General features: G+C 67.1%; 14 protein-coding genes. All 14 read right to left on the bottom strand.

What is annotated here, in order from left to right; genetic code table 11:
* Positions 1 to 30 precede the first annotated feature (30 nt).
* The 14 genes from tssK to GGQ62_RS04685 all read right to left on the bottom strand — a co-directional run bounded on the left by tssK (position 31) and on the right by GGQ62_RS04685 (position 16,160).
* A complete protein-coding gene (tssK, locus tag GGQ62_RS04750; protein ID WP_243445955.1) occupies positions 31 to 1,362 on the bottom strand; it encodes a type VI secretion system baseplate subunit TssK in 1,332 nt (443 codons plus the stop codon).
* Between the two features lie 69 nt (positions 1,363 to 1,431).
* Entirely contained in the window at positions 1,432 to 1,836 is a 405-nt protein-coding gene (locus GGQ62_RS04745) for a hypothetical protein (protein WP_153401038.1), read from the bottom strand.
* Between the two features lie 167 nt (positions 1,837 to 2,003).
* Positions 2,004 to 4,679 (bottom strand): type VI secretion system ATPase TssH, encoded by a 2,676-nt coding sequence (gene tssH / locus GGQ62_RS04740; protein ID WP_152576255.1) that lies wholly within the window; start codon positions 4,677 to 4,679, stop codon positions 2,004 to 2,006.
* Between the two features lie 25 nt (positions 4,680 to 4,704).
* The gene (gene tssG, locus GGQ62_RS04735; RefSeq protein WP_152576256.1) at positions 4,705 to 5,745 is read right to left on the bottom strand and encodes a type VI secretion system baseplate subunit TssG; all 1,041 of its coding nucleotides are present in this window, start codon (positions 5,743 to 5,745) and stop codon (positions 4,705 to 4,707) included.
* A complete protein-coding gene (tssF, locus tag GGQ62_RS04730; RefSeq protein ID WP_152576257.1) occupies positions 5,742 to 7,604 on the bottom strand; it encodes a type VI secretion system baseplate subunit TssF in 1,863 nt (620 codons plus the stop codon). Before tssF ends, tssG begins: the two co-directional genes overlap by 4 nt.
* Complete coding sequence (locus tag GGQ62_RS04725) at positions 7,601 to 8,110, bottom strand: type VI secretion system baseplate subunit TssE (protein ID WP_167649479.1); 510 nt, start codon at positions 8,108 to 8,110, stop codon at positions 7,601 to 7,603. Before GGQ62_RS04725 ends, tssF begins: the two co-directional genes overlap by 4 nt.
* A gap of 4 nt (positions 8,111 to 8,114) precedes the next feature.
* The gene (locus GGQ62_RS04720) at positions 8,115 to 8,894 is read right to left on the bottom strand and encodes a type VI secretion system accessory protein TagJ (RefSeq protein WP_152576259.1); all 780 of its coding nucleotides are present in this window, start codon (positions 8,892 to 8,894) and stop codon (positions 8,115 to 8,117) included.
* Between the two features lie 26 nt (positions 8,895 to 8,920).
* On the bottom strand, positions 8,921 to 9,403 hold the full coding sequence (locus GGQ62_RS04715) for an Hcp family type VI secretion system effector (RefSeq protein WP_152576260.1): 483 nt from the start codon (positions 9,401 to 9,403) through the stop codon (positions 8,921 to 8,923).
* 42 nt (positions 9,404 to 9,445) lie between these two features.
* The gene (tssC, locus tag GGQ62_RS04710; protein ID WP_152576261.1) at positions 9,446 to 10,933 is read right to left on the bottom strand and encodes a type VI secretion system contractile sheath large subunit; all 1,488 of its coding nucleotides are present in this window, start codon (positions 10,931 to 10,933) and stop codon (positions 9,446 to 9,448) included.
* A 139-nt stretch (positions 10,934 to 11,072) separates the two neighbouring features.
* Positions 11,073 to 11,582 carry a type VI secretion system contractile sheath small subunit gene (gene tssB, locus GGQ62_RS04705; RefSeq protein ID WP_152576262.1) on the bottom strand — a complete coding sequence of 170 codons (510 nt, stop codon included), beginning with the start codon at positions 11,580 to 11,582 and terminating at the stop codon, positions 11,073 to 11,075.
* A 45-nt stretch (positions 11,583 to 11,627) separates the two neighbouring features.
* The gene (locus GGQ62_RS04700; RefSeq protein WP_152576263.1) at positions 11,628 to 12,800 is read right to left on the bottom strand and encodes a type VI secretion system protein TssA; all 1,173 of its coding nucleotides are present in this window, start codon (positions 12,798 to 12,800) and stop codon (positions 11,628 to 11,630) included.
* A gap of 81 nt (positions 12,801 to 12,881) precedes the next feature.
* Positions 12,882 to 13,679: a 3-hydroxybutyrate dehydrogenase gene (locus tag GGQ62_RS04695; RefSeq protein WP_152576264.1), complete on the bottom strand. Its 798-nt coding sequence runs from the start codon at positions 13,677 to 13,679 to the stop codon at positions 12,882 to 12,884.
* Complete coding sequence (locus GGQ62_RS04690; protein ID WP_152576265.1) at positions 13,679 to 15,130, bottom strand: GntP family permease; 1,452 nt, start codon at positions 15,128 to 15,130, stop codon at positions 13,679 to 13,681. The genes GGQ62_RS04695 and GGQ62_RS04690 overlap by 1 nt, the downstream gene beginning before the upstream one ends.
* A 4-nt stretch (positions 15,131 to 15,134) precedes the next feature.
* Complete coding sequence (locus GGQ62_RS04685) at positions 15,135 to 16,160, bottom strand: patatin-like phospholipase family protein (protein ID WP_152576266.1); 1,026 nt, start codon at positions 16,158 to 16,160, stop codon at positions 15,135 to 15,137.
* Positions 16,161 to 16,204 lie beyond the last annotated feature (44 nt).

The raw sequence follows: 16,204 nt of genomic DNA, 5'->3' as shown, positions 1-16,204 counted from the left end.
TCCCCCAGAATCCTTGGTCGACGCCGATCGTTACCGCGCCGGCCGCTTGACGCACCACAGCTCCATCTGGAGCTCGGGCCAGTCGCCGGCGATGTGCAGGCCGAGCGCCGGCGCGGTGGCGAAATCGCGCCAGTCGGCCGAGGTGCGATCGAGCTCGAAATAGACATAGCCCGGCAGCGCGCGGATCTGCGCGGGCGGCGCGCCGATCGGCACCAGCGGCACGCCGGGCACCGCCGAGTTGACCAGCTGCTCCATCCGCGTGATCGAACCGATCTTGACCAGCGCCGGCAGCTGCGCGCGGATGATCTCCGCCGGGCGCGCCGACGACACGGCGAGGAAGAAGCGGCCGGCGTCGTAGAGGCTGCGATCGGTGATCACCGAATTATAGGCGCCGGGCGCCAGCTTGGTCAGCTTGAGCGGCTGGGCGCCGGCGCCGATCCGGACCCCCAGTGCGACGCGCAGCGCCTCGATCAGCGGCCGGAAGCAAAGTTCCAGATTGTCATGGTCGTAATCGGGGAAGGACTGCGGCCGCCGTTCGGAACTGGTGAAGGTGGCGAGCTCGCCGGCGAACGACAGGAAGGTGGCATAAAGGCGTTCGGGGTGGACGCGGTCGAGCCGGGCGAGGTGGCGCAGCACCGGCTGCCAGCGGTTGAGCGCGATGAGCAGCAGGAACATCGCGTCGGAATTGGAGCCGGCGCTGGGTTCGGCGGCGCGCAGGCTGACTTCGTCCTGGCGCTGTTCCAGCCGGCCCAGAATATCGATGATGAAGCCCGACAGGGCCTGGCACGACCGGAGATCGAGCGAGGGCGGGATGTAATTGTCGTCGAATACGACACGCCGGGCCTGCAGCTCGCGGATGCGGGCGAGGCCGAGGCAGATGCGGCCGGCGCGATCGGCCTCCTCGATGCCGAAGCGAAGGTTGGGCTCGCCGGTCTCGATGGGTTCGGCGGCGCGGTCGGGGTCGGTCGAATCGATGACGTCGCGCACGCGGATCAGATAGCGGGCGGTGGCGGCGTCGGCGGCATCGACGGTGGTATATTCGACGGCGCCGGGCTGGCGGGCGGGCAGGGTGAGGTAGATGACTTCGTCGCGGACATCGCTGGTGATGTCGAACGGCGGCGGCGGCGGCTGGCGGCCGGGGATGTCGATGATCTCGCCATCGGGCAGCACCGCGAGCAGCCGCTTGATGCCGAACTGGGCGCCGGAGGCGAGGTCGTCGGAAATTTCGAGATGGACGATGCCCCAGGGATAGGCGGCGGCGCCGTCGAGCCGGGCGTGGAGGTTGGCACGGGCATGGCTGTCCGCCGCCTGGAAATGCTGCGGGCGCAGGAACAGACCTTCGGACCAGACTGGATGTGTCAAACTCGGCCCCCCGCGCGCATTGCCTGTCTCCATGCCCCCATGAAGCCCCGACCCTTGAGCAAAAAAAATTTAAAAAGCATCAATCGCCGCGGTCGCCCGCGCCATCAGTCGTTGCAGGAACGACAACAGGAACAGGCCGGCGCCGACAAGGCACAGCAGCGCGACGAGGATGACGACAATCTCGCCGGCGGCGCCGGCCAGCAGCAGCCCGCCGATGAAGCCCAATCCGAGTGCGCCGAACAGCTGCGACTTGTCCTGCCGGCTCAGGCTGGCATCGGTGTAGGCGATGGTGTCGTCGAGCCCGGCGGTGCCGCCGCTGCCGGCATTGGCCATGATGCCGCCGATGCGTTGCTGCATGACGCCGAGCCGGTCCCCGAGCACGGCAGCGAAGCGATCGAAGCCATCGCGCAACGTCGTGCGCGACAGGCCGGTCGCGGCGGCGAGCGCTTCGATGACCTGGGCGGGCATGGTCATGGGCAGGTCCTGTGCAGCAAGGAGATCATGCGAGACGTCGGCGGATTTCGGCGGCGGAGCGGCTGCCTTCCAGCCGCGCTTCCACCGCGCGCAGGCGGGTGACGCCGCTGCCGGTCCAGTGGTGGACGTTGACGGCGGCAGGACTGGGGGCGTGCCATCGCGATCGATCAGGCCGCCGCGTCGAGCATGGCGGCGTCCTTGAAGTCATAGGCGAGGTCATCGCCGCGCACGCTGACGGCGATCTCCTCCACCGTCACGCCATCGGCCATCCGCCCGAGCAGGCCGGTCGACAGCGTCGGCAGCATCGAATTGGTCAGGATCGCGTCGATCATGCGGCCGCCCGATGCCATTTCGGTGCAGCGGCCGACGATATGGTCGACGACGGCCTGGTCATAGGTCAGCGCGATCTTGTGGTTTTCGGCGATGCGCCTGACGATGCGGTTGAGTTGCAGCTTGACGATGCCGCCGAGCATTTCGGGGCTGAGCGGATAATAGGGCAGCACGATCAGCCTGCCGAGCAGCGCAGGCGGGAAGACCTTGAGCAGTTCCGGCCGCAGCGCCGTCGCCAGTGCCTCCGGATCGGGCGCGGTTTCGGGGTCGGATGCCATGTCGGTGATCAGGTCGGTGCCGGCGTTGGACGTGAGCAGGATCAGGCAGTTCTTGAAGTCGATGTAGCGGCCTTCGCTGTCGTCCATGTAACCCTTGTCGAAGACCTGGAAGAACATCTCGTGGACGTCGGGATGCGCCTTTTCGACTTCGTCGAGGAGGACGACCGAATAGGGCCGGCGGCGGACGGCTTCGGTCAGCACACCGCCCTGGCCATAGCCGACATAGCCCGCGGGCGCGCCCTTCAGCGTCGAGACGGTATGGGCTTCCTGGAATTCCGACATGTTGATGACGATCATCGAATCGTCACCGGCATAAAGCAGCTCGGCGAGCGCATGCGCGGTTTCGGTCTTGCCGACGCCCGACGGGCCGCAGAGCATGAAGACGCCGACCGGCTTGTTGGGGTTGTCGAGCTTGGCGCGGCTGGTCTGGATGCGCTTGGCGATGGCTTCGAGGCCATGGTCCTGGCCGATGACGCGCTTTTTGAGATTGTCGGCAATGGTCAGCACGCTGGTGATCTCGTCCTTGACCATGCGGCCGACGGGAACGCCGGTCCAGTCCCCGACCACGGCGGCGACGGCGTTGGCATCGACCTGGGCAAAGACCATCGGGCTGTCTCCCTGCGCCGCGTGGAGGGCGTCCATGGTGGTGCGCAGCGCGTCGTCATGGCCGCTGAAGTCCGGCGCGTCGGCGTCCGGCGCGGGTGCCGCGGCGGCAGCGGCCCTGGCATCGCCGCGCGCCGTGCGGGCGGCGATGACGGCGGCGACCGCGGCCTTTTCAGCCTCCCATTTGGCGCGCACATCGGCGAGCGTGGCGCGTGCCTCGACCAGTTGCGCCTCGATTTCGGCGGGTCGGTGCACCGGGCCCATGCCGGCATCGGCCTCGCGAGTGGCGATGCCGAGTTCGACTTCCAGCCGTTCGACCTTGCGCAGCCGGTCCTCGACCGGCGCCGGTGTCGCGTGCTGTGAAACGCCGACGCGCGCGCAGGCGGTATCGAGCAGGCTGACCGCCTTGTCGGGCAGTTGGCGCGACGGGATGTAGCGCTGGCTGAGCTTGACGGCCGCTTCCAGCGCTTCATCGAGGACGATGACCTTGTGATGCTTGACCATCGCATCGCTGACCGAGCGCAACATGGCGATGGCATTGTCGGTTTCGGGCTCCCCGACCGCTACGGTCTGGAAACGCCGGGTCAGCGCCGGATCCTTTTCGAAATATTGGCGATATTCGGCCCAGGTGGTGGCGGCGATTGTGCGCAGCTTGCCGCGGGCCAGCGCCGGTTTCAGCAGGTTGGCGGCGTCGCCGGTGCCGGCGCTGCCGCCGGCACCGATGAGCGTATGGGCTTCATCGATGAACAGGATGATCGGGACGGGGCTGGCCTCCACCTCGTCGATGACCTGCCGCAGGCGCTTTTCGAACTCGCCCTTGACGCTGGCGCCGGCCTGCAACAGCCCGATGTCGAGCGAGCGCAGCGTGACATTGGCCAGGCTGGGCGGCACATCGCCATCGACGATGCGGCGGGCAAAGCCTTCGGCCACCGCCGTCTTGCCGACGCCGGCTTCCCCGGTGAGGATCGGGTTGTTCTGGCGGCGGCGGAGCAGGATGTCGACGACCTGGCGGATTTCGGCGTCGCGGCCGACGATCTTGTCGATTTCGCCCGATCGGGCGCGGGCGGTGAGATCGACCGAATATCGCGCCAGCGCGGATTCGCCCGATGGCGCGCCGGCGGCGCCCGTGTCGTCGCCACCGCCGCCGGCGGCGGGTGCGGCTTCGGCGGCGCTGCCGGTGATGGCGGCATAATGTTCGCCGAGCTGTTCGACGTCGACCTTGCGCCATTCCTTCGAAATGCCCAGCATCGTCGTGCGCAGATTGTCACTGGCGAGCAGGGCATAAAGCGCGTGACCGGGGCTGACACGCGCGGCGTTGAACTGCAGCGAGGCGTACATCCAGCCCTGTTGCACCGCCTCCATCAGCTGCTGCGAGAAATCGAGCGAACTGGCGCCACGCGGCAGCTTGTCGAGCGCGGCGACGATGTCGCTGGCGATCTTGCCGTCATCGATGCCGAACTTCGCCTTGATCGCCGTGATCTCGCTGGTCTTGTCGGCGTTGAGCGCGTGCAGCCAATGGGCGATTTCGACATAGGGGTTTTCGCGCAGCTTGGCGAAGCCGTGCGCCGTCTGCAGCCCGGTCATCGCCTTTGGCCCCAATCGGCTGACCATTCCGCTTCTGCTGATTGCCATGTTCGGTTCCCCCGTTCGTGATGTGTCAGGCGGCGCTGTGCAGCCGCAGGTCGTCGCGCGGGCGCCCGCTGCGGCCGCGCGGCGCGATCCAGCCGGTCTGGCCCAGCCGGGCACCGCCGGCGCCGCGCTGCAGCCGGGCCGGGGCGATGCGTGCCTCGTCGATTTCGATCCGGGCGCTCCATTCGATATGCTGGGGCAGGATCGCCCGGGCGCATTCGGCAAGGATGGCGTGGCGGGCGCCGCCGGGCAGCAGCGCGTCGAGGCCGGCCATGTCGGCGGCGGTCAGGACGAGGCGGACATCCCATTCGGTGGCGAAGAAGCGCCGGCCCAATGTGGCGCCAAGGCCGAGGCGGTTATCGCCGCCGCCGAGCCGGGTGAGCGTGCCCGGCGGTATGTCGCGCCAGCGGCCGACGCCTTCGACAACGCGAACCGGCGTCGCCAGCACCCAGCTGAGCACATCGGCGACGGCGCTGGCCGACCGCAGCCCGGCGAAATGGCCGGCAAGGCCCAGCCGTGCCCAGCTGTCGAACCCCGACGACCCCTGGGCGGGGCGGTCTGCCGCCGCGACGAAGCGCAGGTCGGCGGCGCCCGACACCGCGCCGAGATGTGCTGCGAAGCCGTCATCGGCGGGGCGGTCGGCCTGGGCGCAGGGCTGGCTGTCGGCCCAGGCGCGGTAGAAGAACTGCAGCTGCCGCGACGTCAGCAGGTCGAGGAAATCGCCGAGCGGCCTGGGGCCGCGGCGGTTGCGTTCGAAGATCACCAGCTCGGTCAGGTAAAAGGGCATCGGCCCCATCGGCCCGGTCAGGCCGAAATGGTTCGATCGCAGGCGCGGCGCCGCCTCGGCCGCGGGGAGGCGGCGGTCGAAGCTTTCGATGGTGGTGCGCGGAAAATCGGCCGAGGCATGATGGGCGACGGCAAGCGGCTCCTGCGCCGGGTTGAGGGCGCGGCCGAGGCGCGGGCTGTCGGCGGCGGCGCGCTCCACGGCGCGCACGGCGGCGAAAAAGGCAAAGCGCTGTGGGTCGGCGCCGATGGCGTCGAAGACTTCGGCAAGGTGTTCCGCGCTCATATCGTCGGCCGTGGCCCGGACAGCGCCGGCCAGCGCCACGACAGGCCGTCGTCCGACTTGACGATGACTTCGGCAAAGCTGTTGACCGTCGCGAATTCGGCGAGGAACCGGGCCACCACCATGGTGAACAGATAGGCGGTGCTGGCTTCATAGGCCGAAGCAGCGAGATGCAGCGTCAGCTGTTCGCCGCGTTCGAACGCCAGGCGCGAGACGCCCGCGGCGCGGCGGGTGACCAGCGCGGCGTGCAGCCCGGTGATGCCCTGGATCTCGCGGCGCAACGCCGGCGCTTCGTCGCGCAGGTACAGCCGCAGATGGTCGAGCAGCACATCGGGGCTGCCGTCCGCGCGCGCGAACCCGCGATTGCCGGGGGCGAGGTGCGAAACCACGCGCCAGGCGGCGTCGCCCAGTCCGAGCGGCGGCTGCGGGCGGGTGGGGCCCCGGATCATGCGGACGGCGGCAACATTCGCCATGTCGGCGAGCGCCAGCACCAGGTCGGGCGCACCGGGGCGCAGGCGGGTGGGCAGGGCGCGGTTGGTCACCCAGCCTTCGGCGGCGATTTCGGCAATATCGTCGACAAGCCCCGGGGCGCCGGGCGCCGTCAGCGCGATCCAGGTTTCGGACCCGGTATAGTCGCTCTCGCGCCTGCGCCGGCGTTCGGCTTCCGACAGGCGGCGCAGGCGGCGGCGCAGCGAATAATAGAGCGGCTGGTCGCCGCGTTCGGCATTGCGGGCGTAGAGCGGCTGCACGGGCATGCCGACCGAATCCCCGGCACGATAGGCCGATACGCTGGTCAGACTGTAGATTTCATGGTCCTGCTGACGCGAGCGATCGGCGAGGACAAGATGTTCGGGCTGGCCGCGATCGACCGGAATCCGGTCGAAATGGCGCTTGTAGAGATTGATCACCGGCGTCGCATGCAGGCGGAAATTGTCGGTGGCGACAGCGGCGGCGAGCGCCGGAACACAGCGTTTGAGCGGGATGACGATATCGACCTGCCGCGCGCCGCGCGCGAAGCCGGCGGCGAGGCCGGTCAGGCGGATGAAACGGAATTTCTCCGGCATGGCATAATATTCGGCGAGCAGCCGATAGCCCCGGAAGGAACGCAGGTCGGCGGGCAGCAGCGCCTGTTCGGCATCCAGCCCCAGGGCTTCGACCGGGCCGGCGCCAACGCTCCAGGCATCGCGGCGGCCGCGATCGGAGGCGCAGACCAGCGCCGGGTAGCTTTCGGCGAGGAGCTGGTGGAGGAGGCGGCCGGGGACATCTTCGGCGCCGTCGATGAACAGGTCGAGATGATCGATGGCAAGGTCCGCGAGGCTGCCGTCGATGGTCAGTTCCAGCCGCAGCCGCAGGGCCGCCTCCCCCACCGCAGTGCCGGTGGCGGTGGCGACGGCGGCGCGGGTGGCGAGGTAATCGGCGGCGATGATCTTCAGCGGCCAGAGTGTCACGTCCTGGCCGGTGCGGAATTCGACCGGCGTGATCGATTCGGTCGACAGGGTGGCATGGACCGTGCTGCCGCGTGCGACGCGCGGGCCGTCGGCGAGGGCATTTTCGCCCGGCGTCGGCGTCAGCGTGACGATGCCCATGGCGGGCGTCGGCGTCACATATTGGGGATAGAGCGCATCGAGCAGATATTGGGTGAAGTCAGGGAACTGGTCGTCAAGCTTGAGCCGCACCCGGGCGTTGAGATAGGCGACGCCTTCGAGCAGGCGTTCGACATGGGGATCGGGGTTGGTCGGCGCATCGAGGCCCAGCCGGCCGGCGACCTGGGCATGGTCTTCCGAAAACACCGCCGCCTGGCGGCGCAGATAGCCGAGCTCGCGATTGTAATGCTGCAGCAGCCGGGGATCGATCGCTGTCATGCGTTGATCTCGACGTTCCCGGTATCGAGGTCGATCGCGGTGTAGAGCGCGATGAAGCCATCGTCGATCGAGTTCATCAGATGGCCGTGGATGACGAAGCGCAGGCGATTTTCGAAGCCGACTTCGCCTTCATCGAGCAGGACCTCGACCGAGCTGGCGATGAGGCGCGGTTCGAAGGCGCGCACGGCGGCGACGATTTCGGCGCCGCGATGCGCGAGCGCCTGGCGGTCGATGGCGCGGCCGATCAGTTCGGGCAGGCCATGGTTGAGCACCGAGGTGGCGACGTCGGGATAGTCCTCCAGCCCGACGGCGGCTTCGAAATGCACGACGTTGAGCAGCCATTCGATATCGCGGCGGACACAGGCCCGCAGTTCATCCTCGTTGAAGCGGTCGAGGCGGGGGACGAAGCATGGCAGCAGGTCGCGGCTGCCGTCGCTGCGCACGCGCGACAGGTCGCCGATGAGCTTGTCGAGGATCGACGGCTTCAGCGGCGTCATTGTCGCCATGGGATCAGCCCAGCCGGATATCGAACGGCTCGAGCACGCCATGATCGTCGGTGTCGGTCGCCAGCAGGCGCTGGCCGAGGCCGATTTCGATATCGCCGGCGGCTGTCCAGTCGGTGCGACGACCGAGCATCAACGCCGGATCGCCGGTGGCGACGGTGCCGGGATAGCGGGCCGGGATGAAGACCATCGACGACTGCCCGGACTTTAGGCCGATTTCGGCGGGCCGCCAGACGGTATCGCGCAGGTCGGCAACCGCCGCTGCGCGAATGCGGTTCATCGCGGCAAAGGGGATGAACCCGTAATCGGCACCGATCACGACCTCCAGCATCGGGCCGAAGCGGGTGTCGGCATCGGCGAGCCATTCGAACGGGGTGCCGTCGATGCTGCCCGGTGACGCCGGCGCTTCGGCGAGCGCGGCGTCGTGGCGGGCGGCGGCATCGGGCGCACCGCGGATCGTGGCGGCGAGGGCATCGAGCAGGCCGGCGACCCAGGGTTCGGTGCCGACGAGCGACTTGGGCGCCAGATCACCGGCGAAGGTGCGATCGCGCAGCCGCTCGGCGTTGATCGCCTGCATATAGACGCTGCCCATCATCATCGCCGACGCCTGGACCCCGCCAAGCGCCTTCAACTGGGCATCGGCCTTGTCGAGTTCCCCGACCACGGCCATCAATTGCCAGAAGAACTGGCGCGCCCGCACATCCTGCGGGGCGCGCTTGAGTTCGGCGGCAAGCGCTGCGCGCGCACCGGGAATATCGCCCGCCCTGAGGCATTGTTCGGCGTCCATGACAGGCGATTCCCCCGGTGTCGTCGTCAACCGGCGACGTTCTGGGCGATCTTCCAGGTGTAGGGCACCGCCGTGTCGCCCGAACCGTCCGCCTTTTGCGGCGTATATTCGAACTTGACCGTCGCGAAGTTGAGGCTGACATTTTCGGTCAGCCGGTCTTCGCCGCCCGAGCCGCCCGTCGACACCGACGAGATGATGATATCGGTCATCGTGATCTTGATATATTCGAGCGGGTTCTCACCGGCCTTGCGAACCACCAGCATCGCCGAGCCGACATGCTTGCCGTTGCAGCAGAACAGCTGCAGCTTGGGGCTGGCCTTGTCGACCCATTTGGTGATCGACATGTCCTGGACATTGACCTTGCCGGCACCGGCGCCGGGACCGGCATGGGTGGTGCCCGACTGGCTCATGCCCCACGACCAGGCGAGAACGTCGATCGAGCCCTTGTAGGTCTTGTCGACCGATTCACCGGGCAGATCGGTACACTTCAGAAACATATCAACGGCCATGTGCGTTCCTTTCCAAGTTCATGCGGTTGGTGAAGATGCGCCTTATTTCGACGCTTGGCGGAGTTGCGAGGTCATGCTGAGGGTGATGTCCATGCCTTCCATCTGGAAATGCGGCACGAATTCGAAGCTGGCACGATAATAGCCTGGATTTTCCTCGTCTTCGGCGAGGGTGATCGCGGCGCCCTTGAGCGGCTGGCGGGCCTTTTGCTCCTCGCTCGACACATCGGGCATGCCGTCGACATAGAGGTTGACCCAGTCGTTGAGCCGGCGCGAAAGCTGGTCGACGGTCGGCGTCGAGCCCACCCAGTCGCGCACCATGCACTTCAGATAATGGGCGAAGCGGGCGCTGGTGAAGATATAGGGCAGCCGCGCGGAGATGCGCGAATTGGCGGTGGCGCCCTTGTCGGTATATTCCTTTGGCTGGTGGAGCGTCTGGGCGCCAATGAAGGTTGCCTGGTCGGTGTTCTTGCGGTGGATGAGCGAGATCAGCCCGGCCGCCGACAATTCGCCTTCGCGGCGATCGCTGATGGCGATTTCGGTCGGGCATTTGACCGCGGTCGCGCCTTCATCGGTGGGGAACAGCGCCGTCGGCAGGTTTTCGACCGTCCCGCCCGACTGGACGCCGCGGATGCGCGTGCACCAGCCATAGTCCTTGAACGCCGAATTTATGCGCACCGCCATCGCATAGGCGGCATTCATCCAGGCATAATTGTCGTGCTCGCCGCCGGTGGTTTCCTCGAAGGCGAATTCCTCGACCGGCTCGGCATTCGCACCATAAGGCGAGCGCGCCAGCACGCGCGGCATCGTCAGCGCGACATAGCGCGTGTCTTCCTTGGCGCGCAGCGATCGCCACGGCCCATATTCGGGGGTGCCGAAGATGGCGCCGAGGTCGCGCGGCTTGGTCAGTTCCTGCCAGCTGTCGAAGCCGAACAAATTGGGCGAGGTGCCCGAGACGAACGGGCAATGGGCAGCGGCGGCGATCTTCGCCATGCCTTCCAGCACGTCGACATCGGTCTTGGCATGGCTGAAATAATAGTCGCCGACCATGCAGCCGAGCGGTTCGCCGCCGAGCTGGCCGAATTCGGCTTCGTAGACGCGCTTGAACAGCGGGGACTGGTCCCAGGCGGCGCCGCGATAGCTGCCGAACATGCGGCGCAGTTCGTCCTTCGACACGTTCATGACGCGGATCTTGAGGTCCTTGTCGGTTTCCGTGTTCATCACGAGGTGGTCGAGACCGCGCCAGGCCGATTCCAGCGCCTGGAATTCGGGGTGGTGGATGATGGCGTTGACCTGTTCCGACAGCTTGGCGTCGATGGCGGCGATCATCGCGCCGATGGTGCCGATAACATCGCCCGAGACGACATTGCTGCCCTCCAGCGCCTGTTCGGCAAGGGTGCGCACCGCGCCTTCGATGCGGGTCTTCGCCTCGTCGCTGCGCGGCTTGAATTCCTTCATCAGGAGCGCGCCGAAATCATCGACAGTTTCGGTTACAGCCGCGCTGGCCGCAGCCATGTTCGGATCAGTTGCCATGTCCCATTCCCCTTGCAGCCGTGCTGCATTCGCCAGATGTGTTCGCAGGATCTGTTGTCGCTCGACGGGCTCGCCCGCTTCAGCGCCGCCGATGCCCGGCAGCAGCCGGCCCGGCACCGCACGGGCACGTGGCCAGCTGTTATTCCGCCTCGGCGGCGCGGGCCTTCGATTCTGCTGCCAAAGTCTTCAGCAGATCGGGACTGGCCAGTAACGAATCGATAACGTCCTGCGCCTTGTCCTTGCCGCCCATATAGGCCAGCAGGTCGGACAGTTCGCGCCGCGCCTCGAGCAGCTTGGCAGTGGCGGGCACATTTTCGGCGACCTTGCCTGGTGTAAAATCAGCCATCGAGTTGAACGTCAAGTCAACTGCCATCTGGCCTTCGCCTGTCAGCTTGTTTTCGGTGAAGAACGCGGCACGCGGCGCGATGCTTTTCTGGAACTCACCGAAATTGTCCATGGTGACATCGGTGAAATCGCGGTCGGGCATCTCCTTCTTTTCTTTTTCCGACTTGCCCGACAGGTCGGAGAGCACGCCCATTACAAACGGCAGGGAGACCTTTTCAGATGCCCCATAAGTCTGAACCTCATACTCAATATGGACACGTGGCGGGCGATTCCGTTTGATAAACTTTGTGCTGGTCTGTGCCATTGCCGATCCCCCGTTCGAATCCCCATCGAACGTTTCTACCCTATATCAATATTCGGGAGAGACCAATAGCCGTGTCAGCTCGTCGGCCTGCGCCGGCGCGATATCGCGCATAACCTCAAGAAAATCCTTGTTTACCCAGTTTCGCACGCGGCGCAGCATGACCGGAACCGGGCTCGCGGGTTCGTTATCGGTATAGTAACGAATGATGGAATCCATAGCAGTAATCACATCGGCGCGATTGCGCACCGAATCGAGCCCCAGCGCCGCGGCGCGCGGCGGCGCGGTGCCGGCCGCAACGGCGGCGGGGGCCTCGTCCACGGGCGCGGCTGCTGCGCCGGGCTCGGGTTCGGCAAAGGTTTCGGCAAAGGCCTCGCAGGCGCGCGCCATGGCATAGGCTTCGCTGCCGACGGTGCTCAACCCCGGGCTGTTGCCGAGCCGGCCCTGGAAAATCTCGTCGATGCCGAGCAGCGCGTCACCGAATTCGGATAATGGCCCAGCCGCCGCGGCGATCTGCCCGACAATGGCGCGCGCGACATTGGCGGCGTCGGCAATCTCGCCAAGGTCCTCGAAACTGATGTTGGCGTCCGAATCGGCAGCGCGGGCGGATGGTGACAGGTGGCGGGCGATGCCGCGCAGCACCCGGCCGCGTTCGCGCTGCTGGCGCTGGATATCGGCGTCGATGCGGGTGGCGCTGCCCTTTTCGACCATCTCCGCGAGCCGGGTCTCGTCTTCTTCCCCCCAGGCCGCGACCGGGGCGGTGGCGACCTTGATCATGCCGATCGTGAAGCCGATGTCGCCGGGTCCGGGCAGCCGGGCAAGCGCCAGTTTCGACAGCGGCAGCAGCAGCGCGGCGCGGCGCTTCAGCGCTGCCAGTTCGTTGACGCGGGCGTCCCCCATCTCGTCGGCGGGGCCGGGGTGGTAATCCTCCCAATGGTCGGTGATCAGATGCTCGATCAGGGCCAGGGCATTGCGCATTTCGGCGAGGTCGCCGAGGCGAGCGGCGGCTTCGAGTGCGACGATCGCGGGAGTCTGGTCCTTGCTGCGCGCGAACAGCGCGGCGCACTGGGCGATGACCTTGCGCAGGTCGCCGGCGCTCATCGAACCGAAGCCGCGCGGGGCCTCCTCGATCTCGCCGAATTCGACTTCGCCGCGCAGTTCCGGGCCGACGGCCGGGTCGCCGGCAGCGGCTTTCAGAGTCTCGACGTCGAGCATCGGCATGGCTCCCCCGGCGATGGCGACGCTGCAGTCCGCGAGCCATATCGGACCCGCAACTAATTCATCGCCGGTGGCCGACGCAAGCTATTCCATGAACCAACCGTGGCTGACGATAATCGATTGGCCGGTCAAGGCATTGGTCGGAAAGGCTGCGAGAAACAGCGCGGTGCGCGCCACATCGTCGACGGTGGTGAATTCGCCGTCGACCGTCGCCTTGAGCATGACGTTCTTGATGACGTCTTCCTCGCTGATGCCGAGCTTGGCGGCCTGTTCGGGGATCTGCTTGTCGACCAACGGCGTGCGCACGAAGCCGGGGCAGATGACGTTGGTCCGCACGCCATGGGCCGCGCCTTCCTTGGCGACGACCCGCGCCAGGCCGAGCAGACCGTGCTTGGCGGTGACATAGGCGGCCTTGAGCACCGAGGCTTCCTTGGAATGGACCGAGCCCATGTAGAGGATGCTGCCACCGCGCCCCTGCGCATACATGTGCCGCAGGCAGGCGCGGGTGGTCAGAAAGGCCCCGTCGAGGTGGATGGCGAGCATCTTCTGCCAATCGGCAAAGGCGAAATTTTCAACCGGCGCGACGATCTGGATGCCGGCGTTTGACACCAATATGTCGATGCCGCCGAAACGCTGCGCGACGGCGTCGATGCCGGCGTCGACGGCGGCTTCGCTGGTCACGTCCATGGCGACGCCCATGGCGCGGGCGCCGCTGGGATCGAATTCGGCAGCGACGGCGTTGGCGCCATCGATATTGAGGTCGGCGATGGCGACCCTGGCGCCGGCATCGAAGAATTGCCGGGCGATTTCCCGGCCGATGCCGCTGGCGGCGCCGGTAACGATGGCGGTCTTGTCGGTAAGCACAGGCAAACTCCCTTGCATCAGAACGCGCCGAACACCGATCCGAGCGCAATGACCGCGACAAGCGCGAGCAGGGCGCCGCCGATCGAGACGATGGCGAGATCGACATAGCTGTCGCCGTGCTTCATGCCGCAGACGGCGAGCAGCGTCACCACCGCGCCATTGTGCGGCAGGCTGTCGAGCGTGCCGGCGGAAATGACGGCGACGCGGTGGAGAAGGTCGGGCGACAGGCCGAGGTCGGCGGCGAGATCCATATAGGTCGCGCCGAGCGCGTCGAGGGCGATGGTGAGGCCGCCCGATGCGGAGCCGGTGAGCGCGGCGAGGATGTTCACGGCGACAGCGAGCGAGACGAGCGGGCCGCCGCCCAGCGTCAGCACCCAGTCCGCCACCGCGGCAAAGGCCGGCAGCGCCGCGACGACGGCGCCGAAGCCGACGAGACTGGCGACGGCGAGCGCCGGCAGCACCGATGCGTTGGCGCCGGCGTCCATCGTCTGGCGCAGCGCCGGCAGCCGATCGCGGCTGAGCAGCAGCAGCGCGGCGATGCCGGCAAGCAGCGCGACGATCACCGACCAGACACCGCCGACGCCGGCGAGCGAGGTTTCGCCCCATTCGGGCAGCGCCAGAAAATCGGCATCGACCCGCGGCAGGATGACGAGCGACATCAGCACATTGGCGGCGATGACGATGACCAGCGGCAAGGCCGCGCGCCACACCGGCGGCAGGGCGGCGGTGGCGGCGCCATGGCCGATTTCGGCGGGGTCGAAATCGCGCGCCGTGGTGGCGCGTTCGCGCACCAGCGGGTCGCGGGCGGCGATCATCGGGTCGGTGTCCGCAGCGCCATAGCCTTCACCGGCGCGCTGTGCGGCGCTGGCCTGCAGCCCCAGCCACCACAGGCCGAAGCCGAGCATGATCGCCGAGGCGATGAGGCCGAGGCCGGGGGCGGCGAAGGGCGTGGTGCCGAAGAACGGCATCGGGATGGCGTTCTGGATGCTGGGGGTGCCGGGCAGGGCCGACATGGTGAAGGACGAGGTGCCCAGCGAGACCGCGGCCGGGATCAGCCGGCCCGGGATTCCGGCGGCGCGAAACAGCGTCTGCGCCATCGGCACGATGACAAAGAAGGCAACGAACAGGCTGACGCCGCCAAAGGTCACCATCGCGCCGGCAAGGACGACGGCGAGGATGGCGTGCCTGACGCCGAGCTTGTCGGTCATCCAGGCCGCGATGGCGCTGACCGAGCCGCTGTCGTCCATCATCTTGCCGAACAGCGCGCCGAGCAGGAACATCGGGAAGAATTGCGCGATGAAGCCGGCGGCCGAACCCATGAATGTCTGTGTCCAGTGCGCCAGCAGCGGCTGGCCGGAGAGCAGCGCCGCGACCATGGCGGCGACGGGGGCGAGCAGCAGCACGCTCCAGCCGCGATAGGCGAACCAGATGAGGACAGCGAGGCCGAGAAGGATGCCGAGCAGGCCCATAGTGTCAGCCTTCGTCGACCAGTTCGTCGATATCGAAGGTCGACCGCACCCCGACATCGCCGCGGTGGGCAGCGAGGAAGGCATCGGCGGACTTGCGGCCTTCATCGCGCAACATGGTCAGGAACGGCCATTCGGCATTCATCTTCGACGATGAACCAAGCGCATCGACGGTCGCACTGGCGATGCGGTGGATGCGCATGCCGGCCCAGCGGGCGGTCTCGCAGTCGGAATGGTCGTGATCGGCCTCGGCCACCTGCCGGAGCAGGGCGATCATCCGCAGTTCCTTCAGCAGCACGGCGTTGAAGGAGACTTCGCTCAACCGGTTGACGATATCGCGCGCCGTCGTCGGCACCGCTTCGCGCCGCACCGGGTTGATCTGGACGAGCATGGTGTCGCGCGACCGGCATTCGCGAACCAGCGGCGTGATCGTCGGGTTGCCCGAATAGCCGCCATCCCAATAGAATTCGCCGTCGATCTCCACGGCCTGGAACATCGTCGGCAGGCAGGCGCTCGCCATCAGGACCTGGGGGGTGATGTCGGCATTGCGGAACACCCGGCCGCGACCGGTGCGGACATTGGTGGCGGTGATGAACAGCTTGATCGGCGAATGGACGAGCCGGTCGAAATCGAGCGTGTCCTCCAGGATCTTCGCCAGCGGGTTGGCGGTGATCGGCAGGTCATAGGGGGAGACCAGCCGCGACATCGCTTCGGCAGCGAGATACATCGGCGAATAATCGAGCGACCAGCGGCCGAGGATGACGTCGAGCGGGCTGCGCTGGAACGGACTGAAGCGGGCGCCGTCGGCAACCTTTTTCCAGAAGGTTTCGAGTGCGGCGCGGGCACCGTCGCGGCCCCCGGCCGTCAACCCGCAGGCAAGGACGGCCGCGTTCATCGCGCCGGCGGAGGTGCCCGAAATGCCCTCCAGCCGGAAATCATCCTCCTCCAGCATCCGGTCGATGACGCCCCAGGAAAAGGCGCCGTGGCTGCCGCCGCCCTGCAGGGCGAGGTCGACGAGGATGGGATCAGCCATGTGCAGCGCCCTTGCATTTGCTGCGATGCAGCATTCGTTGCGGG

It is taken from the genome of Polymorphobacter fuscus (genome assembly GCF_011927825.1).
Lineage (GTDB): Bacteria > Pseudomonadota > Alphaproteobacteria > Sphingomonadales > Sphingomonadaceae > Sandarakinorhabdus > Sandarakinorhabdus fusca.
This window is presented reverse-complemented; position numbering and strand designations above follow the sequence as displayed.

Excerpts from the sequence above, each read along its gene's own strand:
- GGQ62_RS04745 (WP_153401038.1), bottom strand. The coding sequence starts at position 1,836 with ATGACCATGCCCGCCCAGGTCATCGAAGCGCTCGCCGCCGCGACCGGC.
- tssH (WP_152576255.1), bottom strand. The coding sequence starts at position 4,679 with ATGGCAATCAGCAGAAGCGGAATGGTCAGCCGATTGGGGCCAAAGGCG.
- tssG (WP_152576256.1), bottom strand. The coding sequence starts at position 5,745 with ATGAGCGCGGAACACCTTGCCGAAGTCTTCGACGCCATCGGCGCCGAC.
- tssF (WP_152576257.1), bottom strand. The coding sequence starts at position 7,604 with ATGACAGCGATCGATCCCCGGCTGCTGCAGCATTACAATCGCGAGCTC.
- GGQ62_RS04725 (WP_167649479.1), bottom strand. The coding sequence starts at position 8,110 with ATGGCGACAATGACGCCGCTGAAGCCGTCGATCCTCGACAAGCTCATC.
- GGQ62_RS04720 (WP_152576259.1), bottom strand. The coding sequence starts at position 8,894 with ATGGACGCCGAACAATGCCTCAGGGCGGGCGATATTCCCGGTGCGCGC.
- GGQ62_RS04715 (WP_152576260.1), bottom strand. The coding sequence starts at position 9,403 with ATGGCCGTTGATATGTTTCTGAAGTGTACCGATCTGCCCGGTGAATCG.
- tssC (WP_152576261.1), bottom strand. The coding sequence starts at position 10,933 with ATGGCAACTGATCCGAACATGGCTGCGGCCAGCGCGGCTGTAACCGAA.
- tssB (WP_152576262.1), bottom strand. The coding sequence starts at position 11,582 with ATGGCACAGACCAGCACAAAGTTTATCAAACGGAATCGCCCGCCACGT.
- GGQ62_RS04700 (WP_152576263.1), bottom strand. The coding sequence starts at position 12,800 with ATGCCGATGCTCGACGTCGAGACTCTGAAAGCCGCTGCCGGCGACCCG.
- GGQ62_RS04695 (WP_152576264.1), bottom strand. The coding sequence starts at position 13,679 with ATGCAAGGGAGTTTGCCTGTGCTTACCGACAAGACCGCCATCGTTACC.
- GGQ62_RS04690 (WP_152576265.1), bottom strand. The coding sequence starts at position 15,130 with ATGGGCCTGCTCGGCATCCTTCTCGGCCTCGCTGTCCTCATCTGGTTC.
- GGQ62_RS04685 (WP_152576266.1), bottom strand. The coding sequence starts at position 16,160 with ATGGCTGATCCCATCCTCGTCGACCTCGCCCTGCAGGGCGGCGGCAGC.